18 protein-coding genes are annotated in these 26,900 nt (G+C 43.1%); 1 reads left to right on the top strand and 17 read right to left on the bottom strand.

From position 1 onward, the window contains the following. Positions 1-51 precede the first annotated feature (51 nt). From GQY55_RS22465 to GQY55_RS22415, 11 genes are all read right to left on the bottom strand, one after another. Positions 52-1,896 carry a hypothetical protein gene (locus tag GQY55_RS22465; RefSeq protein ID WP_160044151.1) on the bottom strand — a complete coding sequence of 615 codons (1,845 nt, stop codon included), beginning with the start codon at positions 1,894-1,896 and terminating at the stop codon, positions 52-54. Between the two features lie 8 nt (positions 1,897-1,904). Next, entirely contained in the window at positions 1,905-2,831 is a 927-nt protein-coding gene (locus GQY55_RS22460; RefSeq protein ID WP_160044150.1) for a decaprenyl-phosphate phosphoribosyltransferase, read from the bottom strand. Position 2,832: 1 nt separating this feature from the next. Continuing rightward, on the bottom strand, positions 2,833-4,170 hold the full coding sequence (locus tag GQY55_RS22455) for a glycosyltransferase family 4 protein (protein ID WP_160044149.1): 1,338 nt from the start codon (positions 4,168-4,170) through the stop codon (positions 2,833-2,835). Continuing rightward, positions 4,167-5,210: a glycosyltransferase family 4 protein gene (locus tag GQY55_RS22450; protein ID WP_160044148.1), complete on the bottom strand. Its 1,044-nt coding sequence runs from the start codon at positions 5,208-5,210 to the stop codon at positions 4,167-4,169. Before GQY55_RS22450 ends, GQY55_RS22455 begins: the two co-directional genes overlap by 4 nt. Then, positions 5,207-6,313 (bottom strand): glycosyltransferase, encoded by a 1,107-nt coding sequence (locus tag GQY55_RS22445; RefSeq protein ID WP_160044147.1) that lies wholly within the window; start codon positions 6,311-6,313, stop codon positions 5,207-5,209. Before GQY55_RS22445 ends, GQY55_RS22450 begins: the two co-directional genes overlap by 4 nt. 33 nt (positions 6,314-6,346) lie before the next feature. Further along, positions 6,347-7,774 carry a methyltransferase domain-containing protein gene (locus tag GQY55_RS22440; RefSeq protein ID WP_160044146.1) on the bottom strand — a complete coding sequence of 476 codons (1,428 nt, stop codon included), beginning with the start codon at positions 7,772-7,774 and terminating at the stop codon, positions 6,347-6,349. Beyond that, positions 7,756-8,997, bottom strand: coding sequence for an ABC transporter ATP-binding protein (locus tag GQY55_RS22435; protein ID WP_160044145.1), 1,242 nt, complete (start codon positions 8,995-8,997; stop codon positions 7,756-7,758). Before GQY55_RS22435 ends, GQY55_RS22440 begins: the two co-directional genes overlap by 19 nt. Beyond that, a complete protein-coding gene (locus GQY55_RS22430; RefSeq protein WP_236575794.1) occupies positions 8,997-9,749 on the bottom strand; it encodes an ABC transporter permease in 753 nt (250 codons plus the stop codon). Before GQY55_RS22430 ends, GQY55_RS22435 begins: the two co-directional genes overlap by 1 nt. 84 nt (positions 9,750-9,833) lie before the next feature. Beyond that, positions 9,834-10,799: a GDP-mannose 4,6-dehydratase gene (gene gmd / locus GQY55_RS22425; RefSeq protein WP_160044143.1), complete on the bottom strand. Its 966-nt coding sequence runs from the start codon at positions 10,797-10,799 to the stop codon at positions 9,834-9,836. Between the two features lie 30 nt (positions 10,800-10,829). Then, the gene (locus tag GQY55_RS22420; protein ID WP_160044142.1) at positions 10,830-11,906 is read right to left on the bottom strand and encodes a mannose-1-phosphate guanylyltransferase; all 1,077 of its coding nucleotides are present in this window, start codon (positions 11,904-11,906) and stop codon (positions 10,830-10,832) included. A gap of 1 nt (position 11,907) precedes the next feature. Then, positions 11,908-13,197 carry a glycosyltransferase gene (locus tag GQY55_RS22415; RefSeq protein ID WP_328803757.1) on the bottom strand — a complete coding sequence of 430 codons (1,290 nt, stop codon included), beginning with the start codon at positions 13,195-13,197 and terminating at the stop codon, positions 11,908-11,910. A gap of 110 nt (positions 13,198-13,307) precedes the next feature. On the opposite strand from GQY55_RS22415, the gene GQY55_RS22410 reads away from it, so the two are divergent. After that, positions 13,308-15,767 carry an O-antigen ligase family protein gene (locus GQY55_RS22410; protein WP_160044141.1) on the top strand — a complete coding sequence of 820 codons (2,460 nt, stop codon included), beginning with the start codon at positions 13,308-13,310 and terminating at the stop codon, positions 15,765-15,767. 116 nt (positions 15,768-15,883) lie between these two features. Here GQY55_RS22410 and galU read toward each other — a convergent pair whose 3' ends face one another. The 6 genes from galU to uvrA all read right to left on the bottom strand — a co-directional run bounded on the left by galU (position 15,884) and on the right by uvrA (position 26,783). Next, positions 15,884-16,768: a UTP--glucose-1-phosphate uridylyltransferase GalU gene (gene galU, locus GQY55_RS22405; protein WP_160044140.1), complete on the bottom strand. Its 885-nt coding sequence runs from the start codon at positions 16,766-16,768 to the stop codon at positions 15,884-15,886. A 141-nt stretch (positions 16,769-16,909) separates the two neighbouring features. Further along, positions 16,910-19,426: a U32 family peptidase gene (locus GQY55_RS22400; protein ID WP_160044139.1), complete on the bottom strand. Its 2,517-nt coding sequence runs from the start codon at positions 19,424-19,426 to the stop codon at positions 16,910-16,912. A 536-nt stretch (positions 19,427-19,962) separates the two neighbouring features. Beyond that, positions 19,963-21,861 carry a copper amine oxidase N-terminal domain-containing protein gene (locus GQY55_RS22395; protein WP_236575793.1) on the bottom strand — a complete coding sequence of 633 codons (1,899 nt, stop codon included), beginning with the start codon at positions 21,859-21,861 and terminating at the stop codon, positions 19,963-19,965. 34 nt (positions 21,862-21,895) lie between these two features. Beyond that, entirely contained in the window at positions 21,896-23,035 is a 1,140-nt protein-coding gene (locus GQY55_RS22390) for a S1C family serine protease (RefSeq protein ID WP_160044137.1), read from the bottom strand. A gap of 300 nt (positions 23,036-23,335) precedes the next feature. Further along, on the bottom strand, positions 23,336-23,545 hold the full coding sequence (locus tag GQY55_RS22385; protein ID WP_160044136.1) for a hypothetical protein: 210 nt from the start codon (positions 23,543-23,545) through the stop codon (positions 23,336-23,338). A gap of 376 nt (positions 23,546-23,921) precedes the next feature. Then, positions 23,922-26,783: an excinuclease ABC subunit UvrA gene (gene uvrA, locus GQY55_RS22380; RefSeq protein ID WP_160044135.1), complete on the bottom strand. Its 2,862-nt coding sequence runs from the start codon at positions 26,781-26,783 to the stop codon at positions 23,922-23,924. Positions 26,784-26,900: the final 117 nt, after the last annotated feature.

Raw genomic sequence — 26,900 nt, 5'->3', positions numbered from 1 at the left:
AATGAGCTTAGTATTATGGAAATAACGACCATAAGATAAGATGGATTAATTTTAGTTCACTCCCTTATTTATAATATTAAACGAGCTAATACTGAAACTAAGAGCTCTTGAATCAAGGGAGCCCAAAACTTCACTAGGTTTGTCAGCTCCGTTGGTGGATTCTATCTTTATTGTATTAAGCCCCTTAGCTAGATAAACATTAATTGCTATATTCTCATCATGATCAGAAGAAATTAGTTCTTCATGCACAAGAGCACCATTTACAAATATTTTGCAATGTCTGTCACGAAAAAAACTTCGCATTTTAAGATCTAAAGTTACTTCATGACTGTTTTCGTATTTGATTCTTAGAATAGAACTTTCATCTGTCCAACGATAATGTGTTTGATTTGATTCTAATGAATGCCAACCTCTTCCAAAAGCAGCCTCAATATCACTAACAAAAATATCCTTGTTGGCATACATTTTTGAAATATAAAAAATGTCTCTACTTGCCTTAAAATTAGCTGAACTATTTACATATCTCATTTCACTTGTTTCAGAATTTATCTCTAGAATTTTGCGAACTCCCTCAGTATTTACCATAGTTAGTGGGAAATCATCTTTACTGATTCCCTCATGACCTTGAGCGCGTTCTATAAACGTTTCGTATTCTGGATTGTATATTCCTGGAAATTTAGAAATTATGAATTTAGCAATAGGGCTGAATTTCATGTAATTCGAATAGTCGTACTCTTTGAAGCAGATAAATGTTGTTAACCCAGTTGTTATACATAGTACTAAAATTAACGATAATATTTTTCTCGTATTGTATTTATTTAACATGTGTATGCAACCAAACAAAAGGAAGGGAATTAACCATACTGAATAGCGATTGATATACATCATGCCAGAATTCCAATTTAATTGTGTTGCATCTACTGCCGCCACCAATAAAACTATAACCAAAGATATCCAAGCTAATTTTTCTATTTTGAGCAAAGCAATGACTAATAAAATCAGTAGTATTGGAACATAAACAATGAGTCCATAGTTTAAGTCAAAAAATAAACTCCAAACTTTTTTTGTTGAAAAGAACGTCAAAGAAGAATAGCCACTAGCCGTTATCATACTGAACTTTCTAAAGTGAATCCAATAAAATAAATATGGCAGAATATTTAGAGAAGAAATAACACCTAGTAGTAAGTATCTCGTTAGTATCTCCTTATTTTTGAAAATAGACTTTCTGATAAGTAGCAATTCATGAACCAAAAAATATATCGCAACTATTGAGATGGCTGGGTTCTGAAGAGCCGCTAGAGACACATAAAGCATTGCCATCTTTTTACTACGTTCTAAGAAGGCTATTAAGCCGAGAAATAAAAAAACATAACTATATACCTCAGTGTGTGTCCATTTAAAATATAGGACAATGGGGCTTAAAAAAGAAGCTATCAAAAAAAATAGCCTCACTTTATTAGTTAACACTTTAGTGTTTAATATTTTGATACATAATAGAACATACAACAAACAATTTGTTAATTGAAAGGACTTCAGCTCATTTATATGTAATAATTTCATTACAATAAAAACAGGAGTATTTAATAAAGAATAGAACCAAAAGTGGTAAGAGAACATCTCTCCTTTCAAACTTTGATAGTAGCCAAGATACTCAGAGTTTTCAGGGAAGTTTATTTGATTTTTGCTTTCAATTACTTTTCTGACTAAAATATCGCTTTCTTTTAATTCGGGAGATAAATGTTGAACAAATGAAATCGTCATCCCCAAATACTCTCGACCATCTCCCGTAATTACAGGCTTAGAATACAAAGCATATATCACTATAAACAAAGTAAAAAAAGCTGTGAGAATGAACAGAAATGGTTTACTTTTTGCATTCCTTAGAGTTTCTTTCATAACCTCTCCTATTTTTCGAATAGTAATAATATTAAAATGGTTGTAATAGTATATAAAACAACAGTAATAAGTAAGTGTCGATCTTTAAATAGGAGTTTATCAGGGCTTCCCCCCTCATTTTTCAAATAAATTAAATATAAATAACGGAATACACCGTAAAGAACAAATGGAATGGTCCACATCAACTGTACTGTTCTTCCAGAAGTGAAAGTAAATAAGGCGTAACTTACAACCGTAGCAGTAGTAACAAGTGAATTCATCTGATCTATGAATTGAATTGAGTAATTATCTAAGACTTTCCTATGATGATTGCTGCTTTTCTCAAGAATAATCAGTTCATTTCTTCTTTTATTTATGGCAAGAAATAATGCTAAAAGCATGATACACACTAAGAACCACGGAGTCGTTTGAACCCCAATTACAACTGCCCCGCCGACTGCTCTTAAGACAAATCCAAGTGCTATGGTCATTACATCAAGTATAACAATATGCTTAATTTTTATAGAATAAGCTATATTTATCAAAAAATAGCATCCTATAATAATTCCGAACAAACCATTCACATAAATTGCAGACGATAACCCTAAAGCTAGGATTAGAATTCCAACAATAAGTGCAAAATATGGATTTAATGCTCCAGAGGCAATTGGCCTTTCCTTTTTAATAGGGTGCAGCCGATCTACCTCACGATCCATGAAATCATTGAAGATATAAACACAACTCGATACAATGCAAAAACACACAAAACCTACAAAAGATCTCAATCCCATATAGACATCAATCTTATCGATACTAAATATTAGTGCCGCAAAAACAAGGAAATTTTTCGACCACTGTTTGGGCCTCATTTCTCTAATTATAAGGGCGGCCAAACCACTACTATTATTTTTATTCTCAGACGTTCGCTGAAGGATAATCCCGCTAATGATCCCCATCTCACTTTCTTATATTTAATATATCAAGTAAAGTTTGTGAATAATGATCAATTATTCGTTCATCGTTCTCCTCTATGCCAAAATCAAGTAATTTAGCGCTAATTTTGTCACAGTATTTAAAAGCGAAATCAATTTCTTTTTCTTTTTCTAACACTAAGAGCATATATTCTATAATATCGTTTGCTATTTTGTTCGGATTCAGATTTTCCTCGGCATATTTCTCTGCTTGAGATGCTAATTCACTTCTAACTGAAACGTTATGGATAAGTTCGCTAATGCACTCCTTTAGGTTACTAACTTCGTTATTATCAACAGGAATCTTTTTAACGGCCCGATCTGGAAGCTCTGAAAACCATCCTATGTCAGAAACAATTGAAGGCTTACCAAAAATTAAAGCCCTGATTAAACTAGCTGAGGTCTCCCCCATGTATGGATATCTTAAATTTATTACAATATCTGAAATTTCTATAAGATTGTCGAACTCCTCAATCGTTGTAAACCCTGTTTTGATCACTTGTGATTTAACTTTTGGATACTTATCCAGATATTTATCAATGTAGTCTCCTTCACCAACTAATATATATTTATAGTTTGAACAGTTAATTGAATTTAATGCTTTAATAACCTGATGGACTCTCTTGGATTCAGACACAAATCCAAAGGAGGCCAAGATTAACTCGTTTTCTTTCACTCCATATTTTTCTCTCAAATTTCGAATGTTTTCATTACTGAGCTTACTCGTAATTGTTGGTCCAATTTGATCAATAACCTTACAGCTAGCCTCTGCGTTAACCTCCATAATGAGTTTTTTTGTGTAATTTGAATGTACGAATATCCCCTTGGCTTGCTCAATCAAACGTTTATTTAATGGAAACGATTCAGGTGAGCTATATCTTAAAGGCGGAGTACTGCTCTTTAATATCTCGGTTCCCGAAGCAATTCCTTGATTACCATAATTATAGTAGAATTCTCTTAAATACATTTCCTTGCTTGAATAGTAATCTAAACAATATCCCGTAATAAGGTAATATAATACAAAATCATGCAAAATAACAAAGCCGTTATATCTCAAAAAAACATCATACATATTTGTATGATAATAGGGATTGTTTCCAATGTTATAGATTATGGAGTCATATTCATTTAAGTTTTCTAATAAGGTTGGATCCTCAACATAATTGAATATATTATACTTGGACGTGATGATATTACTTACCTCGATGTTGTCTACCCATAAATCGACATGAGCATGCTTCGATAAATAAGACACTAGATATTCAGAATAATCAGCAATTCCACTTTTTTGTGGAGGGAACGGACTAAAATATGCCAATCTCATTCTACCAACCTCTTTATCACATAATCCCAATTTATGTTTAAGTCATCCATCAATTTTCTACCATTCTTCCCCATTTCACGCGCCAAATTCTTATTGTTATATAGTTCGTCTAACCGTTTTGCAATGGCGGATGGGCTAGGTTCAGTAATGAAGCCATTTTGTTCATCTTGTACAAATTCTAATGGACCGCCTGAATCTGAATGAGTTAAAACCGGTTTTGCAGAGAAAAAGCCTTCTAAGGTAACGTATCCATAATCCTCTTGATAGGGACCATTATAAACCGCTAGTGCATTTGCATATAGATTTCGCTTTTCTTCTTCAGATACGAAGCCAACAAATTTCACTCGATCTTTAAGGTCATGTTGTGTTAATAAATCATTAATCCTTTTTTCGTACTTATTTTCTATAGATCCTGCCAGTAAAATTTTAATGGGCGTATTGGTGAACGATAGGGCTTCAATTAATAGATGTTGCCGCTTTATCTCGTCAATACGACCAGGGTAAAAAATATAATTATCAAATTGGTCACAATAGAATTTTTCATAATTAGATGGAGGATGGTACAAAGGAATTGAATCAACATTATTATATGCTTTTAATCTTTGAGCTACAGTTTTGGAATTCGCAAAAACTTTAGAACTCCCTTTCAAAGCTAAAGTATCCGAATTGATTATCATTTCTCTTACCCTAATCCCATCCTCCATGTTTTCTAAATCGCCGTAAGGTGTTCCCCATAATTCGTAAGCCTGCCTATGTTGATGGAGAAGCCATACAACTTTATTTTCGTGTTCTAATAAGTAGGCAGGAAATTTTAGAGCTATCACCTTATCAATTTTATTTCCATTTACCTCTGACAAATCTAATAGCTTGGCTGCTAGCATGCCATCAACAATAGAGGAAGCTGGGTACCATTTGAATGGAATTGTTACGACATCTGCCTCATATCCCCTAATTATCAATTCTTTGCATAAATTATGAGCATGAACCTCTGCTCCACCTTTAATAAATGGAACCTGAACTGAGGCGATTGCTATTTTCATTGTGAAGTCTCCTCAATTGTTTTTATAAAATCAATGAACTTTTCTTCAAGTAATTTCGGCGAAAAACGATTATTGTAGTTATCCTTACCTTTAGATATAAGATAATCCCTGGTTTGTTTATTATTCGATATTAAGTTAATAGCCGATGCAATTAATTCATCATTAAAATTGTCAAACACAAGTTGATTTTCTCCTAGTGTTTCATCCACCGCAGATGAACTTATTGCCACAACGGGTAAATTAAAATATTGAGATTCAATCAACGGTACACCAAAACCTTCATGTTCACTTAAACACAAAAAAATATCACACCCCAGAAAATATGACTTAAGTTCTTCTGGTGATATTTTTTTAGTAAATGTAATATTATTCTCAAGATTAAATTGATGAATGAGACTAAAAATACTCTCATTATATTTTCTCAATTCATCATCAAAACCGCCAACAACCCATACTTTGAAATTGTCTCCAAATATTTTTTTATAGCTATTAGCAACATAACAAATATTTAAATGACCTTTATTGGGTGCTACCCTACTAACAAATAGTATATTTATATCATCACTATTTAATAATAGATCAAGAGTAATATAATCCGGTTCTATTTGGCTTACTAGCTCAATCTTATGAAATGGTGGAATTACACAAGTCTGTGTTTTATCCACTCCTAATTCAAGAATCTCATTATTATTATAAAGTGAATCACTCAACCATCTGAATCTTTTATAACTTGCTAAACGACGTGTTTGTTCTCGCCCTTTCGTAGTAGTATCATAATATCTTTTGCTATATTCTTCAAAAAAATAATTTGGTGTAATATTATGGTAACGAACAACCACATTACATAATGATTTTTTTATTATCTCCTCCCCTTTTTCCCAATAAATACTATGGTGATATATTATTAAATTGTGTGGATTCTTGATTTTGTCTAACAATTCATTATAAGTAATAAAACACATTTCCCCATTTGAATGCTGATGTTCACAGTAAACCGACACTTGATATCCCTGTTGCTTTAAGATCCGGAACATTTCAGAAATATCATTTCCGATAGCATCCCCATCTGCAACAGTTTGATGTAGTAGAATGATATTTATCATTATTACATTTTCCTTTATCCTATTTAGTAAGGATTATTTATAAGCAATAATCGCATAATCTTGATAGCCATAGATGAAATTACTCAAATTTTCGAAATATCTATTAAAATTATCGACTTCTTCCCCTTCAACCTGAAGTTTAGGAACTTGCATTTCAGACACAGGACTTAACAATTTCTTTTCGATTCGGTCAAAGCCTATACTTTCAATAACAAACTTTAGTGTTTCTGGATGAACCGGTTTATCGTGAGTTGGATCCATATAAAACCAATTGCTCATGGCAAAAACGCTTTGCACATTAATAGTTTCAATCACTACAAATCCTCCTGGAAGCAAACACTTATGAATCTGCTCCAATAAGGAATAGTATTCTTTGAAGGAGAGGTGTTCAATAACCTGCGACATGAATATTGCATCATATACCGGTCCATCCATTTTGGATAAATATTGATTGGCGTCTGAATAGCTTACATCGAAGCCTCTTTCTTGACAATACTCCACCATTTCCTGATTCAAATCAATACCTTGTGCCTGAATACCCTGTTGAAGCAATAATTCAATGAATTCCCCCCTGCCGCAACCAATATCCAGTACCTTTTTAGAATGTTTAAAATAAGGCAGGTATACCTCTTGTCTTTTTATAATTGTTTCCCTTGACCCACGATATTTCTGTTCAAATAATAGATAATCTAGTTGGTTACCTGAAACATTATCTTCAGGTACACTTCTTGCGGAATCTTTCATTTCGATATAGGTTATATTATTTTTATTAGTTTGTTTTTTTAGACGTCTCAATCTTTCGTTGGTGAATCCAACCATTGAGTCGAGTTGCTCTATTTTTTTATCTACCAAACTTAGCGAATTACTATCACTATTAATTTTTATTTTAATTGCCTCAATATGATTTAAAATTTCAATTATTTGTTCGTTTTGTAAGTTCACTTTATGACTTAATGTCTCATTTTTCTTTACTAACTCAAGGATCTGTACATTTAATTTATCCTTTTCAAAATTCAAATTATCAATTAGCTGATTTTTTATAATCATATCATGCTTATAAAATTCCAGTTCATTAAATTTATTCATCAATTCCTTACGCTCATCCATGATCTTGATTAATAAATCATTAATGGAATTTATATTTTTAGTAGCACTAATATTAAAGTTTCTTTGTTTTAAGAATGCCGGACCAACATACCAACGGAGAAATTTTCTTACAAACTTCTTTCCAAGGACTATAAATTTACCAATGAAACGTCTATGTGAGGTAATTAAGAATTCAGGATTTACATCCCACGCTCGATTAACTTGAGCATTTTCAATTCTTAATTGCGTCATAAGTTTCGATATATCGTTATCGAGTGAATTTCTTTGAGTGCCTATACTCATAGACTTAGCCTTAGCTAAATTCTCTTTAATTCTTTCTTTTATTTGTTTTAAAGTTATCTCTTCTCCTGACATGAAATAACACCCTCTCTATGAGAAACAACAGAAGTAGGTAAGAAAGCAACCCCCTTAAATAATGCCTCTTTCCCAGGAATTACTTGAAAAGTCTTTGCGTAATCTAACCAATCATAGTTTTTTTCAATATGTTCATAACTATCATGTACTGCAACTGTAATGCTATAACTACCTACCCCCAAATTAAGGGATAGATTAAAATCAACTGAGAACGAATCTCCTTGAGAATAATTTCCTTGTACTAATCCCAAATGATAGGTATTCGTACCGAAAACTTCATTTCCCAACCGATCCTTGATTATAAATCCTACTGTTGGATTTATAACATTTTGATTACATTCCAGATCTACTCTTAGGATAACATCCTCTCCCACTTGAACTGCTTGTACATCCGAATTATTAGATAATAAACTAACTTTTTTAATACATACATAATTATTCCCGGATCTTACTCTTTTTTTGTCACCGGAAATACTTTGCTTTATTTCGTATTCGGCCTCTCGTTTAGCTATTATTGCATTATAGTAGTCTAAAACATCATCTGGATAGCCATCATTAATTACACAACCTTGGTCTAATAGTATTGCTCTATCACACAAATTTTTTACCGCTGATGGGTCATGGGAAACAAACAACAAAGAAGTACCTTCTTCTCTGAACTTTCTAATTCTCTCAAAACACTTATGTTGAAAATAAGTATCCCCAACCGATAAAGCCTCATCTACTATCAATATGTCTGGTCGAATAGCAGTCGTAGTAGAGAAAGCCAACCTTACTGACATTCCACTGGAATATGTTCTTACAGGTTCATAGAGATACTCGCCTATTTCAGCAAATTCTATAATATCAGGTATAACAGATTCTATCTCTCGATTATTCATCCCCATTATTTGCCCTAGCATATAAATATTCTGCAGGCCAGTAAAATCCGGATGAAAACCGATTCCCAATTCAAGTAGTGCTGAAACTTTCCCTTTAGTCACAACCTTACCAGAAGTCGGTTGAGTAGTACCAGTTAATATCTTTAATAATGTACTTTTTCCTGCCCCATTGTGGCCAATAATTCCTACCGATTCACCTTGCTTAACTTTAAATGAGATATTTTTCAAAACAGGAAGATCCTTATGCAAGTTTCTTTTTGTTGTCCACTCTAAAACTCTGGACCACTTACTTGGGAACTTCTTATAAATTTTGGTTAGATTATTAACCTCAATGATATACATTAGAGTTCATCCACCATTTCTTTATCCAACTTTTTAAATACAATATAAGAAAAGAACAACAAAAGAATGCTTACAAGACAAAGAGGTAATATCGAGATATAATCAGGTGCCTTATTATATAAGAATATATTATGGTAACCCTCAACAAGAGGGACCATGATATTCCAATTTATAAAAACCTGAAATTTTTCAGGTATAATAGAACGTGCATATACTAGTGGAGTTAACCATGACCAAAATTGCAGGATAACACCAAGAATGTGGCCAATGTCACGAAAAAAAACATTTAATGTGCCAATAATAATTCCCAATCCAAGTGCAAAGACTTGTTGAAAAAGCAGCAAAGGAAACACATGAATAAATACGGCGCCTGGAAATTTACCAATTGCTATAAGAAAAATAATATAAAGCAGGAATATAATAGAGAAATTGATGCTAGCTGATATTGAAGTATAAATTGGTAACGCACTTCTAGGAAAGCTGACCTTTTTCAAAAGCGATCCTTGTTCTAAAAAAATGTTTTGCAGTCTACTCAACATTTCAGAGAATAATTGCCAAGGAAGTAGGCCAGCACACAAATAGATGCTATATGCCAAAGTATTATTGTCACCTGGCAGCCTAGCCCCCATAATTTGTGAGAAAATTAAAGTGTAAACTAAGATGATTGCTAAAGGATTTAGTATTGACCAAAGAGACCCCAACGCCGAATTTAAATACTTAGATTTGAAATCCCTTTTAATCAAACCAAACACTAGAGACTTATAGTTCCATAATGCATGTAAAATAATTATCACTCCAATTGAAACCCCTCATACATCAAGGGTTTTATAACCACTTTAGCATGATTTAAATTTCTCTATATCACTATCTACCATCATTTTCACAAGGTCTTCAAAACCAACTTCAAGCTTCCAACCCAATTTTTCTTTAGCTTTTGTGCAATCCCCCAACAGTAGATCCACTTCGGCAGGACGAACAAATTTAGGATCAATTACTACATAATCTCTCCAATTCAATCCAGCATGGCTAAATGCAATTTCGACCAATTCATGCACTGTATGTGTCTCACCTGTTGCAATTACGAAGTCATCCGGCTTGTCTTGTTGTAGCATTAGCCACATGGCTTTCACATAATCTCCTGCAAAGCCCCAATCCCGTTTAGCATCTAAATTGCCCATCCGCAACTCATTTTGTAATCCTAATTTAATTCGAGCGGCAGCTGTAGTGACTTTCCGAGTAACAAATTCTATCCCACGCCGCGGTGATTCATGATTAAATAGGATTCCAGAGCACGCATATAAATCATAGCTTTCGCGATAATTCACAGTTATCCAGTGACCATAGACCTTAGCAACTCCATAAGGACTCCGAGGATAAAATGGTGTTGTTTCCTTTTGCGGAGTTTCCATTACCTTGCCAAACATTTCACTGCTGGAAGCCTGATAAAATCTTGCCTCAGGCTTTTTGGAGCGTACAGCTTCAAGCAGATTAGTTACCCCAATCCCTGTAATTTGGCCAGTCAACGACGGTTGATCCCATGAGGTCCCAACAAATGACTGAGCAGCAAGATTGTATACTTCGTCTGGGTTAGAGATTTTAACTGCATTTACAAGAGAACCTTGATCTAGTAGATCTCCCTCAATAAATTCAATTTCATTTTTAATATGCTCGATATTTTCCATCATCGGTGTACTTGTTCTACGACGTAAACCGTAAACTTTATAACCTTTCTCAAGTAAAAGTTCAGCCAAATAAGAGCCATCTTGTCCAGTAATTCCGGTAATCAATGCACTTTTTGTCATAATTAAATCATTCTCCTTAAGATAAATAATTTACAAATATTGCTCTAGTTTTTGCATTCTAAGCTCTTTCAATAATAACTTGACCTCTTGCGCTTTATCTTTAGCACATATTAGTGTGACATCTTCTGTATCAACAATAATTAAATCTTCAATACCTAATGTCGCTATTAGCTTCCCATTACTCTCAATAATACATCTTTTTGTATCCAGATTGAGGATATTCCCTTTGATAACATTTCCATGTTCATCAAGTTCATTTATTCTTTCTAAAGCTGTCCAACTTCCAACATCATCCCATCCAAATACACATGGAATAACATAAATGTCGTGAACCTTTTCCATAATACCATAATCAATTGATTGATCTGGCATTTTTATAAACTCACTTTCGATAACCTTGTTTCGATCTACCCCTTTAAACGAAACTCGCATTGTTTCCAATATATCATGCATTTCGGGCATTAAATCCTTGATATATCTTCTTATAACTTCAGTTCTCCAAACAAAGATACCACTATTCCAGTAAAAATTCCCCGACTGCAAATATTTCTGGGCAGTTACAATATCCGGTTTTTCGACAAACTTATTTACCTTATAAACTTCCAAATCATTAATCCAATATTCTTCGCCTAAACTTTCGATGTATCCATATCCAGTTTCAGGATAGGAAGGCTCGATACCCAATGTCACTAGACTTCGATTATCTTGTGCAACTTCTACTGCTGTTTTGAGAATTTTTATAAATCCTTCTTCATTCTCAATGATATGATCAGATGGAAGAACAATCATTGTGCTGTCAGGATATCGCTCCTCGATTATTATTGAAGCCAGACCGATACAAGGTGCAGTATTTCTGCCTATAGGTTCAACAATAATATTCTCGTGAGGAAGATGAGGAACTTGAGCTTTAATTAATTCTGCATAAAGGCCATTAGTTACCACAAAAACCTTGTCGATATCAACCAATTTTTCTAATCTTTCAATAGATTGCTGAATCATCGACTTATTCCCAGAAATGTTCAAAAATTGTTTCGGCAAATTTGTTCGGCTTTTAGGCCAAAATCTTTCTCCTTTTCCTCCTGCCATTAATACGCAAGTTATAGTCATATTATCCTCCAAATTTCCACTTATAAATATATTCGAGGCGTTTTTCTATTAGTTGTCCTACTGCTACTGGAGAGTAGTTCTTTTTAATATATTCTCTCCCCCTCGCTCCTATCTGAAGATAGAAATGCTCTTCCGAAACAAGCCTTTTCATATAATAGGCTGCATGTTCAATATCTGGTTCTGCCCAATACTGATTGGCTTTATATGGTCCGTAATCTTGTCCGACCTGAACCAACTTATAGTCCACAGGACACGAATTATTATGACTCATAAAATCTGTATTAGAGGACCAATTTGTACCAATAACTGGTTTCCCTAGATACATTGCCTCAGCTAATCCCAGCCCAAAACCCTCACTTCGATGAAGTGAAACGAAACTATCCGCTACAGAAAGCAATGCGTTAACATCGTTACGACTTATTGTATCCTTGATTAAGTAAATATTCTTGTAGTTTCCTATGGTCTCATAAAGTTTGTTAAGTTCGGACGGATTACTGTTATAACTATTCACTTTGAGCACAAGCCCTACCTGAAAATCATTTGGTTCAAATGCCATCTTAAAAGCCTCAATCGAAGCACACGGGTTTTTACGTTCCTGATAGCTATTCATATCATACATGGACAAAAACAAAAAGGGGGCTTCCGGAAGATCAAAGAACTCCCTGTTTCGCGACTCAGGAATATCCACCTTTATTGAATGTGGGATTTTTACAACAGGTACCGGGCTTTTAATTGATATTGAATCGGCAACAAAATTTGAAGGAACCCATATTTCATCCATCAATTCAAAATTCTCTACCCACTCATCCGGAAAATCAGGTAGTTCCCAGTGCCAGTAACCAATGTTATACCTATTTTGAAACAGAGAATTACCGTATTCGGCATATACCTCCATCATTTGTTCGGCATTTATATGAATCAAATTAATACTATATAATGGATCAGGTATCTCTTTATGTGACCAAGAAAGGTCGGACATTCTAGCGCTGTTTGTTCCAGTGAAGTTAAGAATGCCAAATGGAATTCCTGCAGCTTCCATGCTTTTGGCAGCGATTCTGCATGATTCACCTATTCCCATCTCTGCCCGTGCATAACCTATCAAATTCACCCCTTTTGTTAAATCAGACATTTTCCCCTTAATAGTTTCTTTATCTAAGGGGTAAGCCCTTTTCAACAGAATCCTCTTTACTTTCTGTCTTAAAGCTGGTGACAAAATCTGCATTGCAACGGGTTTAAAAAAGACAGCCATTCTATATGTAGTTTTGTAAATTTTATTTCTAATAGCCAACACCACCAATTAGTAACTCAGGTTCTAGGAGGGCCTAGCGTATGGAAATCTAGCCCGCTTTGATTCAATATGCTAAAATATTGTCGAATCTCACAAAAAGGAGAATGGAAACTTTGTCTAATCCAGTATACGGTAAACAGGCGAAAAGGTCGAGTAACGTCGATAAAAAGCCTGCGCTTCTATGGGTGTTAATTGTTGCCATGATAGCATATTTAGTTTGGACTCCCTTTCAGGTAGCGCTTTTTAACGGTCAGATGTTAGAGTTTGAGAAGCCTTTGTTTTGGGCGATTGCCTTGGGTTCAGTATTGCTGTTCCTATGGATCGTCAACTACTACAAAAGCTTTAAACTTAATGAGCAGCGGGACTGGCTTCCTCTAGCGGTGCTGTTGCTCCCTATTACATACCTATTGTCGTATTTTGGAGCGGCTTCGCATTATTTGGCGATGAATATGGTGCTGATTGAATGCCTGTACGCCATCATGTTCATTATTAGCATCTACCTGCTCCAGAATCAGAGAGCGAATAAGATCATTCAGACGACGATCATGACGGTCGCGTATATTATTGTATGGTTCGGTTTCCTGAACTGGTTCGGTCATGGGAAATTTGCAGGCACGCTTGTCGTTTGGTTTTCGAATGCTGTGCTGCACGGTAAATATACCGATGCGGTGATGACGGATTCCAACGGTCTGCGTTTGACCTCCGTCTTCCAGTATGCCAATACATATGCGGCATTCCTCATGGCATTTTTGTTTGCTGCCGTGTTCTGTCTGATTCGCTCGAAAAAATGGTACGGCCAGGCCTTTCACGCATTTATGCTGGTACCGATTATTGTGTCGATATTGCTCACGCTTTCCCGTGGCGGTCTGGTTATGCTGCCTGTTGTGTTCGTTCTTCTGCTTCTTTTTCTTAAGCCGGCGAAGCAAATTCTTTGGGTTGTATATTGCGCGATTGCAGGCATTGCTTCCCTCGCCATTTCCAAAGAGGTTACTGATCTGGGACTCCAACTGAACCAAAAATTCGAAGCTGGCGGAGCTGTTAAAGGATGGGCATTTCTCTTAATTACCTCTGCTGTTGTTGCTATCATCGGCTGGGTCGTTCAAGCATTGCTTGCCCCTAAAATGGAACAGGGACTGGCTAAGGCTTCAGCTAAAAAGCTTGCCAGTCTGTGGATTCCGATCGGATCGGTTATCGTTGTTGGCGTCGTTTCCTTTTTGCTTATCGGAACCAGCGTACGCAATGTTTTGCCGCAAAACATCAGTACGCGTCTTGAGAATATCAACTTCAATCAGCACAGCGTGCTGGAGCGGATTACGTTTTATAAAGACGGCATGAAGGTCGTCAAAGATTACCCGCTTCTCGGGGCCGGCGGCGGCGCTTGGGCTGCATTGTACGAGAAGTATCAGAACAACCCGTACACAAGCCGTCAGGCGCATAACTTCTTCGTTCAGTACTTGTTGGAAGTAGGGATTGTCGGTTTCGTTATTTTCATGGCATTTGTCCTGTTTATTTTCTATAAATATATTCGCGGATATATCCAATCGGATGCGGAAAGAAAAGATTCATATTTTCTGTACCTCATACTGACTTTGTCCATTCTTATTCACAGTATTTTGGACTTTAACATGAGTTACGTATTTATTGGGATGTTGGTGTTCATAGGACTTGGCGGCATGGCCGCTGCAATGGACAGCAAACCGCTGAAGAAGATGGCCTGGAAAACAGAGGGTGCAGGTTGGATCTATAGTTTGGTGGTCGGCATTTGTGGGATCATCGTGCTGATTACTTCGGTTCGTTTTGTACAGGCAAGCAATGCCGGTCTGGAGGCCAAAAAAATAGCGCAAACGAGCACCTCTTATGAGGAAATCAAAGCAGCTCTGGATAAGGACTTGAAGATTCGTCATACCCATCCGGATTCCGTGCTGCTGATGTCTTCGCTGTATCAATCGGTGTATAAACAGACCCAAAACGACGACTTTTACAATGCGGCGAATTCGCTCCTGACGGATGCGCTGAAAAAAGAGCCTTACAATAAAAGCATGATCAACCGACTCATTACCAATTACCAGCTGAAAAATGAAAACGACAAGGCCTATGAAATTCTGGTCGCAAGTGCACCAAAGTTCAACTGGGATATCGAATGGTATGAGAAGATGATCACGCAAGGTTTTGAGCTTGGGTATACGGCGCTTGGCCAGGGAGATACTGCTGCAAAAGAGAAGTACTTTAAATCAGGAATCGCCGCCTTTGAAAAGGTTCAAGCCGGTCTGAAGCATTTGGCTACCCTGCCAAAAGAGCAAATGGCTGGCCGTCCGTTTTCCAATTCACCGATTATGATTCTTGATACCGGAAAAATGTACTACATGACCAACCAGCTGGACAAGGCTTCTGAGACGTTAAAAATGGGTATCGCTCAGGATTTCAGCGATCCGACGAATCGTGAGATCGCTCATTGGTATATAGCGGCATTGATGAAGCAAGGTTCGAACGACCAGGCTGTGTATGACCAACTCATAAAAGCAAACCCAAGCGAAAAAGAATCGATTGAGGAATTTGTTAAGATAAACTTTTAGTAGAAACAGAGGAAAAGCAGTTCACTTTTTAAAGTGAGCTGCTTTTTTATTCGAAGTATTAGAATTAGGGATGTCTACTCAATTTCTGTAAGCGCTCAGGGACCGCTTTCCTTTAACTAAACAGTATACTTCCGATCCCTCTCCACAATCTCCCTCATAAACTCCAGCAAATCTTCCTTCAACTCCCCATGCTGCAGCGCATAATGAATGGTCGTTTTGATGAACCCGAGCTTCTCCCCGACATCATGACGCAGCCCGTCAAAATGATAAGCAAAGATCGATTCCGTCTCGCTCAGCTTGGAGAGCGCATCCGTTAACTGGATTTCGCCATTGACGCCAACCGACTGTTCTTCGAGTATCGTAAAAATTTGCGGGGTTAAAATATACCGCCCCATAATCGCCAGATTGGATGGCGCCTCAGACGGCTGTGGTTTCTCTACAAGCGCGTTTGCACGGTAAACCCGATCATTCACTCTCGCCGCATCGACCACGCCATAACGGGAAACCTCGGACCATTCTACAGGCTGAACGCCGACGATGGAAGATTCGTGTACGTTGTATATATCGATCATCTGTTTTAAACAAGGAACTTCGGATTCGACGATGTCGTCGCCGAGCAAAACCGCAAAAGGCTCGTCCCCAATAAATTTGCGCGCGCACCAGATGGCGTGGCCCAAGCCCTTTGGTTCTTTTTGCCGTATGTAATGGATGTCCGCCATTTCGGAAGACTTGCGGACTTCATTCAGGAGATCCCATTTCTTTTTGGCGGTTAAGTTATGTTCGAGCTCAAAGGAATAGTCAAAATGGTCCTCAATCGCGCGTTTGCCCTTACCGGTAACGATGATGATATCTTCGATGCCGGAAGCAACGGCTTCTTCAATGATATATTGGATGGTGGGTTTATCGACGATCGGGAGCATTTCTTTCGGCATCGCTTTGGTCGCCGGAAGAAAACGCGTGCCCAGGCCTGCCGCAGGAATGATGGCTTTTCTAATTTTCATCTATATACTCCTTATCCGGAAGTTCTATGTAATACACGATCTATTCCCCTATTATATCGGACTTTGCTCGAATTCGCTTGAATGTAAAAAAAGCCCCCGCTTGATCAGGGACAAATGATCAATGCAGGGGCGATATCGTTATTATTTCACCAATTGCCCGCGCGTTACCCCAAGCTGGTTGGTGGCTTTCAGCGTTTTCCATACCTGGGTGCCGCTGATTTCGCCGCGCAAGGCGCGGTTATAGAGGTCGATGACCTCGTGTACCTGCTCTTTCGTTTCCTCGAGGAACTCGACGCGGTAGTGAGATACGCCAAGGTCCATAAAGTTCGTCAAGTATTCGGCGCCGGACTGCTCGATGGCGTTATAGACCGTGTTGCGGCAGCCTTCGTCCACCCGGACCGGGTGGGACATGCCGATGCGGTCTTGCAGCGATACCCGGTGCTCTTCACACGGACGGCCGCAGTTGGTATAATCCGTGCCTTCGCTCAGGAAGGTGCAGTACACGCAGTGCTCGGTATGGAACATCGGCAAATGCTGATGGATGACGACTTCCATCCGCGAGGTTTCCGAGCGCTCGAGCAAATCGACCATCTGCTGGATGTTCAGGTCGTACGACGGCGTAACGATGTCGCAACCTGCTTCAAGGAACAGGTTTACCGCTTTATGGTTGGCGATGTTCAGCGAGAAATCACCGATCAGCTGCGGATGTTTCGCATCCGGGTTCTGCATCCGCTCGCGCAGATAGAAATAGAGCGCGCCGGTGTTGCGCACCAGCACGGCGTCCGGCTGGAGGCGCAGGATGTTTTTGTGGATGCCGTTCTCGATCGGCATATGGATGCGAGGCGTCACGAGCGCAATCCGCTTGCCGGCCGCATGAACGAGCTCCACCGCTTCCTTGAACTGCTTGATGAACTCGAAGTCGGCGTAGATGAATCGGGCGCCAGCTTCCAGCGCAGCCTCCACCTGCGGGAGGCTGCGGCACAGCGCGGTGAGCTTCGCCTCACCGCGCGCCACCGGCGATGCGCTGCGCGGCGCGGCATCGCCGAACACATCCACCGCCCGTTTCACGTACACGGGCGGCTTCGGGCGCTCGCCGGCGAGCAGCTCCACCGCACGGCGGCGGATGCTGTTCAGCTCGCGCATGGGCACGATGACGTCGCCCTGCAGGTCGACGTCCAGCTTCTCCAGCTGGAACACGGTGCCGCCCAAACGGCCGAACTGCTCTTCGAGCAGCGCGTAATCCATCGGCCGTTTCTTGGCGACTTCCAGTTCCAGCTCCGAATCCACCTGGACCGTCGTGCCTTTCTGCACATCGGTCCATATCGTCGTCAGCAGGCCGCCGGCATGGCCGAATGCTCTCACATGCACCGGAAAGACCCGGTACGGCTTATCCGTCTCGAACGTTTGACGCAGGCGCTTGTCCAGCGCCGGGTCGTTCGTTTTCCAGATGCGGTCGCCGACATGCACCTTGCGCAGGTCCACGTCGCTGCGGCCGGGAACGATATCGACGATCCAACCTTCGTCCGCTTCCCCTTCGAGCTTGACGCCTTTGCGGCGCAGATCGTAAATCCGTCCGCCTTCTTCCGGCTTGGTCGGGTCCCCGGCGTCAAACACGATGCCGTCCCCGCGCTTGAGCGGCGCTTCGATTTTGCACACGACGCCGTCGCGCAAAATTTTCTCCACGCGTCCGACATACACGCCGCGGCTTTTCGGGAACGTGCCGTCTACCAGCTTTTTATTGTTCGTGCCTTCCAGGAAGCCATGCGTAAACCCGCGCGAAAAGCTCTGCTGCAGCTCGCGCATCTCCTCCTTGCTCGGCTTCGTGTCGTCTCCTTCGAAGTAACGGTCGATCGCTTTGCGGTATTTGCTGACCACGTTCGCGACGTATTCCGGGCTTTTGAGGCGCCCTTCGATCTTAAAGGAGGTCACCCCCGCTTCGATCAGCTCCGGCATCAAATCGATCGCCGCCAAATCCTTCGGCGAAAGCAAATACGCAACGTCGCCCATCGGCTTTTGCTCGCCGTCGACCATCAAGTCGTACGGCAGACGGCATGCCTGCGCGCATTCGCCGCGGTTCGCCGAGCGGCCGCCCCACATTTCCGAAGTCAAGCACTGACCGGAGTAGGAAACGCAAAGCGCCCCGTGCACGAAAACCTCCATCGGCAGCTTCGCCTGCTCCCCGATTTTCTGGATTTGCTTCAAATTGTTTTCACGGCCCAAAACGACGCGTTCCATGCCCCAAGGTTTCGTAAATTCGACCGCCTCCGGGGAGGTGATCGTCATCTGCGTGGAGCCGTGGATCGGAAAGTCCGGAGAAATTTCGCGGATCATTTTGACGAGCCCCAGGTCTTGGACGATGACGGCGTCGACGCCCGCGTCGATGCAAGCATCGATCAGCTCTTTCGCATCCTCCAGCTCGTTTTCGAACACCAAAATGTTAAACGTCAAAAACCCTTTTACGCCATAGCTGTGCAAAAACGACATGATTTCCGGAAGCTCGGCCATCAAAAAGTTGTTGGCGCGCGCCCGGGCGTTAAACTTCTCGACGCCGAAAAAGATCGCGTCCGCCCCGTTCGCCACCGCCGCCCGCATGCAATCCCAATCGCCGGCCGGCGCAAGCAGCTCCACATCTTCCCTGCGCAATGTTTTTGTACTCATGTATATCCTCCCAAACCGGCCATTGCCGGTTGTTCCAGTTTTGTTTTTCCATCGAATGAATTAGACCATCGTTTATCTTTGAAATGATGTGAAAACCGCTTATGTTTCCCTGCAATTTTTTCACTTCATCTTCAACTTATCTAGTTTACCAGACATCCCGCAATCCTTCTACTACGTCGGAGCGATCTGTGGGTGGAGGATTTTGCAAACCTGTTTTCTACCATTTTGGTCAAAATAGAAGCCGGCCATTCGGGCGCTTACAGGCGTGAGATACAGAGGCTTTCACATAAACCGGAGGATTCTGCGCTGTCCCTTCTCGTAAGAAAAACGACTATCGGCAAACTTTCACGGAAGAAAAACGACTATCGACGTACTTTCAGAGAAGACTACCCGCGCTTAGCGGAAATTTTCCTTGAGATATAAAGAAGCCATCGCCGAACGAATGCTATCTCATTAAAAAACCGCAAACAGCCTTTTGTGAAGGCCGCTTGCGGTCATGCCGATATCTTATGAGAATGAGAGCATCCTATAAGTCGTTATTTCGATTTATCCGTAAACGCAAAAGAATTCAGCGTCTGCTCCAGCGCAGCCTTTTGCGGTTCCGTCGCGTTCGCGTCGTTGAGGGACGTGCTGATCGTATACACGATGTCGTCCTTTTGGAACAAAATCTGGCGCGCACTGTACGGAATGCCGTCCTTGACCTGATGCACCGTGATCGAGACGGCCGGTACGCCGGCGAACGTGATGTTTTCCGTTTTTTCCACCTTCAGATCCTTTTGGACTTTGGCCGCCTCGGCATAATACGTCTTTAGCTGGTTTACCGTCGAATCCAGGACGCCCGACTTCTCAGCCCCAATCCGGAATCTTCCGCCCACGAACTGATAGTCTACAGGCGACTTATCGAACTTATCCTGGTTGGCGGTCCAATACTGCGGGATATTGATTTTGTAGCCGAACGCCTTCGATTGTTTGGTCGTCGTTTTCGTTTTGCTGATCAGGAAGGCGTCTTCTTCCATTTTGCCAAACGTGTCGGAGACCACGTCAAAGTCGATTTCGATCGATTTCATCAAATCCTTGAATTTGTTCAAATCTTCTTTGTTTTTCTCCGGCACGGCGTATTCCGCGTAATAGCGGTAGCCGTTATGCAGCACCATCACTTCGTATTCGGTCACCCAGCCATCGCCGTAGTTGTACCGAACCTCGTTCACGAGTCCTTTTTCCCCGGAAACCTCGATCGGCGACGTACCGACGATTTGGTAGGCATCCTGCACAAACGACTCTTTCACCCATGTTTTTAACTCCTCGCTCCACTGCTCGAGGTTTTCGCCTTTTGGCGAAGAGGACACATCCAGCTTGAGATAGCTGCCGTTTTTGCTTTCGTAATACATGTTGCCGTTGTCTACGTTCCAGCCTGCAGGCACGTCCAAGGAAACGCCGTAATCGTCATTCGATTCATGGCGCATGCCGTTTTTGACGGTAGACAGATCTTTGACCGTTTTATCCGAACCGCTGTAACCCGTGCTGAACGAATTAAGGAACCCGGCATATCGTTTCAAGTCTTTGTAGTTCGTTGCTTTCAGGTCGGCAAAATACACCTCATATACCCGGTCGTTCGCATAATACATCCGGTTTTCCCAGAACGTCCCGTCCCCGTCTTTGCTGATGATTCGGGCGTACGGCACGTTGGCCTGCGGGAAGCTTTCCCGGTCCACGACCAGCTCTCCGCCATCCTTCGCATCGCTGATGAGCTTTTCCAGCAGCTCGTCCGCCCCGAGTTTCACGTCCTGATCGATCGCGTGTACCTCGACGTAATAGGTGTTCTCCGCATCGCCAAACGACACGATGCTCTCATCCAGTTCGGAATCGCCCAGCAGCAGCCCGCTTGGATAATTCATCGACCATTGATAATAGCTGTTGCCGATTTTCGTTTTGCCCTGGTCGGTATCGATTCCGGTATCGTCCGGCTCGACGGACGTGTCCGACGGGGTAAGGCTGACGACAAGCGCGCCCGTGCTCCCCGGCGCCAGTTCCGCCCCGATGCCTTCGGCCACCACCCTGAGCGGCACCATCAGCGTCCCCGAAACCATCACCGGCGCGGCGTCCAGCTTCACCTTACGCCCGTCCACCCAAGCGGTTTGGCTTCCGATCGTCATGGAGACCGTATGAGCCCCGTACATGACCTTAACGACGTTCCCGCCTTCAAGCCGAACCTGGCTGCCAAAAGCGCGTTTGAACAAACCCAGGGGGGCCATCACTGTACCGTGATCCAGATACGGTTTGGCGATGGTTTCGTCTTTTCCGTTCAACCATGCCGAGGTGCTGCCCGTTTTGATTTTAAACGACAGTTTGTCCGCCGCATTGTCGGCCCATGCCGGCACCGCCGCCGAAAATACGATGCTGCCCGCCAAAAGCGCGGAGCTTACTTTGAAAAGCATATCTCTCTTCATCCGTGCATGTCCCTTTCCCTATTTAAAATTCATCCCCGGCGTCGCCCGCGGCCGTCTCATAAAGCGAATCCGCCCCGTTGTCCAGCGACAGCACGAGCTTGCGCACCACGATATCCCCGTCGCTTTGCATCAGCAGCTTGACGGTTTGTCCCGGCATGTAAGACTTAAACAATTCATTGATGTCCACAACCGAAGTGACGCGTTTGCCGTCAATGCTGTATAATACGTCGTTTTCGCGTATGCCCGCTTTTTTTGCTTCGTCGGAGACGACTTTCGTGATGGTCAAAGGATCCTGCGTAGGCAGCCCCACAATGGCGGACCAGCTTTCCTCCATGTTAAATCCAAGGCTTGGCCGCATGACTTCCCCGTACTTGAACAACTGGTTGATCACGTACTGTACGGTTTCCGACGGGATTGAAAATCCCATATTTTCCACGCCGATCGCTGAAAATTTCATGCTATTGATCCCCAGCACTTCGCCTTTCATGTTGACCAAGGGTCCGCCGCTGTTGCCCGGGTTGATGGCTGTATCGCTTTGGATCAAGCGGTAAGAGGCGTTAATGGCCCGGTTCAAGCCGCTGACCACGCCCACGGTTGCAGAATTGCGAAAAGAGAAGGAAATCGGCGTGCCGATCGCCACAACCTTTTCACCGACCTGCGAGCTTTGCGCCGACTTGGCAAAAACGGCCGGCTTCAGGTTGGACGCATTGATTTTGATCAAGGCCAAATCGCTGATTTCATCCACATATGTATCGGTAATCTTATACGTTTTGCCGTCCGATGTGACGACGACCGTGCTTTGAAGTCCGTTGACGACATGGGCGTTGGTGACGATCCATCCGTTCGAACGAATGATAACGCCCGTACCATGCATCAAATTGTTGCGGTCCGCTGTGGTCTGCCCTGCCGGAGCCCGGCCGATGATGCCGACGACGGACGGCGAAATGTTCTTCACGATTTGCGGAACCGGATCCGCGGCTAACTGCATCTGATTGCTAGCCGCATTTTTTTGAGTTTTTGCCGCCGTTACAGCAGTTGTTGCCGCTTTCGTCTTTGCCCCGGTCTGCTTGGTTGCGCTTTGCGCTCCGGCTTCGGCCGCCCCGCTGAGCAGCAGCAGGCTGCAAAGCAGCGTAATGACCCTCTTTTTCCCCATAGGCTTCATGTCCTCACCTAGCCTCTTTTTTCTAATTTTTCGCAATATTGGTGGTTCTCCCCTGAACCTTAATGCCAAATGTAACACAGAAATAGAAACTGGACAATTCATCCCAAGCCCTATCTTTTTGAAGCAAAAACAACAGGTAACGACAGCGTTAGCGCCCAATACGGCCCCTTGCCATGCATGAATATACCGGTTGGCCTCCATGAGATGTTTGCAGCGCTTTATGAACTTGATAGGAATAAAAAAAGACCCCTTTTTCGCTTCGGAGCGCAAGGTGTCTTCGTCTAACTTTTTTATGTCGTCCTAGCTCAGCCAGTTTTGAACCATGGCGTAGTCGGACAAAAGGAAAACCAGCAAACAAACGATGCTGAATCCGATTGCAAACTTGTTTTTGACCGGCTGTCTGATCAAACGAATGGTTCCGATCAAAATAAGCAGCGTAAACAGTATCATAAAAATATCAAAGGTGTTGAATTTGGATGCAGCTGATGCAGCAGCTTCTGCAAGCAACATGATTGGACCTCCTCTATGAACGTTCGCTCGTTTTTACATATCTCTCTACATGTTATCCTTCCGCAGTGACAGATGCAAGACTTTCCACACAAAAAATTGAAATTGTCATGAATTTGCCTATATTTGGTTGTTGACGCTGTGAGCGGTTGGGCTCCAAAGAAGTTCAATATCGCTTTTATATAAGTATGAACGTATTCTTCCCAAAATATGTTCGGTAGCAGCTAAATAACGGGAAAAGCGGTGCTTTGGCTACGAAGCCGATTCAGATACTTTGCGGATGACTCAGATTTATAAAGGGATTTTATAAAAGGAATGAAAAAACCGCCGGAGTCATCCTCCGACGGCATTCTGGCATTTACAGCTTCAGCCTCCGTGCTCAGCTGCTTACTTGCAGCGCTTCTGTGCGGGCCGTATCCCGTTCCAAAACAGGTTTGAGATATTTCCCGGTGTAGGAATCCTCCACTTTCACGAGCTGCTCCGGCGTTCCCGTCGCGATGATCGTGCCGCCGCCGCTGCCGCCTTCCGGCCCCAAATCGATCAAATAGTCGGCCGTCTTAATGACATCGAGATTGTGCTCGATCACAAGCACCGATTCGCCCGAATCGACCAAACGATGCAGCACGGTCAGCAAACGGTCGATGTCGTCCACGTGAAGCCCTGTCGTCGGCTCATCAAGGATGTACATCGTTTTGCCGGTGCTGCGGCGGTACAGCTCGGAAGCGAGCTTCACGCGCTGGGCTTCGCCCCCGGAAAGCGTCGTTGCCGGCTGGCCCAGCGTAATGTATCCGAGGCCTACGTCAAGCAGCGTCTGCAGCTTCCGGTGGATTTTCGGGATGTTTTTGAAAAACTCCGTCGCATCCTCGACCGTCATTTCCAGCACATCGGCGATGCTTTTGCCTTTATATTTGACTTCCAGCGTTTCGCGGTTATAACGTTTGCCTTTGCAAACTTCGCAAGGCACGTATACGTCCGGCAGGAAGTGCATTTCGATTTTGATGATCCCGTCCCCGCGGCAGGCTTCGCAGCGTCCGCCTTTGACGTTGAAGCTGAAGCGGCCTTTTTTGTATCCGCGGATTTTCGCTTCGTTCGTTTGCGCGTAAATGTCGCGGATATCGTCAAACACGCCCGTATAGGTCGCAGGGTTCGAGCGCGGCGTCCGTCCGATCGGCGATTGGTCGATATCGATGACCTTCTCCAAATGCTCGAGGCCCCTAATTTCCTTATGCGCCCCTGGACGCACCTTCACGGCTTTGTTCAGCTCTTTCGCGAGCGTTTTATACAAAATCTCGTTGACCAGCGTCGATTTCCCGGAACCCGAGACACCCGTCACCGCCGTAAAGACGCCGACCGGTATTTTGACGTTCAGGTTTTTGAGGTTGTTCTCGCGCGCCCCGCGAACTTCCAGCCAACGTCCGTCCGGTTTTCTCCGGTTCGGGTTCACGGGGATGAATTTCCGCCCGCTCAAATATTGCCCGGTCAAGGAGTTCGGGTCGTTCATGATTTGCTTCGGCGTTCCTTGCGCGATGACGCGGCCGCCATGAATCCCCGCACCCGGCCCGATGTCGATGATGTAATCCGCGGCCAGCATCGTATCCTCGTCATGCTCGACGACGATCAGCGTGTTGCCGAGATCCCGCATATGCTCCAGCGTCGCGATCAGTCTGTCGTTGTCGCGCTGATGCAAACCGATGCTCGGCTCGTCCAAAATGTACAATACGCCCATCAAGCTGGAGCCGATTTGCGTTGCCAGCCGGATCCGCTGCGCTTCCCCGCCGGACAAGGTGCCCGCCGCACGGCTGAGCGTCAGGTATTGCAGACCGACGTTTACGAGGAATCCGAGCCGGCTGTTGATTTCCTTCAAAATCAAATGGGCGATGGAGCGTTCCTTCTCGGACAGCTCCAGCGAATCGAACACCTGCATCGCTTCGCCGATCGACAAGCTGGTCACGTCGGCGATATTATGCCCGGAGACGGTAACCGCAAGCACTTCCTTTTTCAAACGATGCCCTTTGCACACCTCGCAAGGTTTGGCGCTCATGAAATTCTCGATGAATTCGCGGATTCCGTCCGAAGCCGTCTCACGGTATCGGCGCTCCAGGTTGGGGATGATGCCCTCGAATACGACATTCGCTTCCTTCCGCTGCCCGAAGTCATTTTCGTAACGGAAGCGGACCTTTTCGTTGCCTGTTCCGAACAGCAGCTTGTCCATGTCCTCTTTTTTCAGCTGGCTGACCGGAACGTCCTGCGGGATGCCGTAATGCTCGCATACCGAACTCAGAAACTGCGGATAATAATTGGAGGTGCTCCCCGTCCATGCCAAAAATGCCCCTTCTTCGATGGATTTCTCCATGTCCGGGATGAGCAGTTCCGGGTCGACGATCATTTTGACGCCAAGGCCGTCGCATTCCGTGCAGGCGCCAAACGGGCTGTTGAACGAAAACATGCGCGGAGACAACTCTTCCATGCTGAATCCGCAAATCGGGCAGGCAAAATTGGAGCTGAAACGAAGCTCTTCCTGACCGATGATATCGACGAGAATCTGACCGCCCGATAGCTTAAGCGCCGTTTCGATCGAGTCCGCAAGCCGGGTTTCGACGCCTTCCTTGATGACGATCCGGTCCACGACCACTTCGATCGTATGTTTTTTGTTTTTCTCCAGCTCGATCGTTTCGGAAAGATCGCGTATCTCCCCGTCGACGCGCACCCGGACGAAACCTTGCTTGGCCACGTCGGCGAACAGGTTTTTATGCTCGCCTTTGCGTCCCGAGACGATCGGCGCCATCAGCTGCAGCCTCGTTTTTTCCGGATACGACATGATCCGGTCGACCATTTGTTCCACGGTCTGGGACGTAATTTCAATGCCATGCTCAGGGCAATGAGGATGCCCGACCCGGGCAAACAGCAGGCGCAGATAGTCGTATATCTCCGTTACCGTTCCTACCGTGGAACGCGGGTTGCGGCTTGTCGTTTTCTGGTCGATGGAAATGGCCGGGGACAGGCCGTCGATCGAATCCACGTCCGGCTTCTCCATTTGGCCTAAAAATTGACGCGCGTACGCGGACAGAGACTCCACGTAACGGCGTTGACCTTCGGCATAAATCGTATCAAAGGCCAGGGAGGATTTACCCGATCCGCTTAAGCCGGTCAGGACGACAAACTTATCCCGCGGAATGGTAATATCGATATTTTTCAGATTGTGAGCCCGTGCACCTTTGATGACGATATTTTCGCTTGCCAATGCTCGTTCATCTCCTTTGGTTCATAAAGCCGGCTTTCCGCCGGCTTTATGGCATCAGTTTGTGTATGATAACGCCAAATGACGTTTCTAATATCCACAAAGAGAACGACCTGCAAA

It is taken from the genome of Paenibacillus sp. USDA918EY, from assembly GCF_009870825.1.
GTDB lineage: Bacteria > Bacillota > Bacilli > Paenibacillales > Paenibacillaceae > Paenibacillus_AQ > Paenibacillus_AQ albilobatus.
This window is presented reverse-complemented; position numbering and strand designations above follow the sequence as displayed.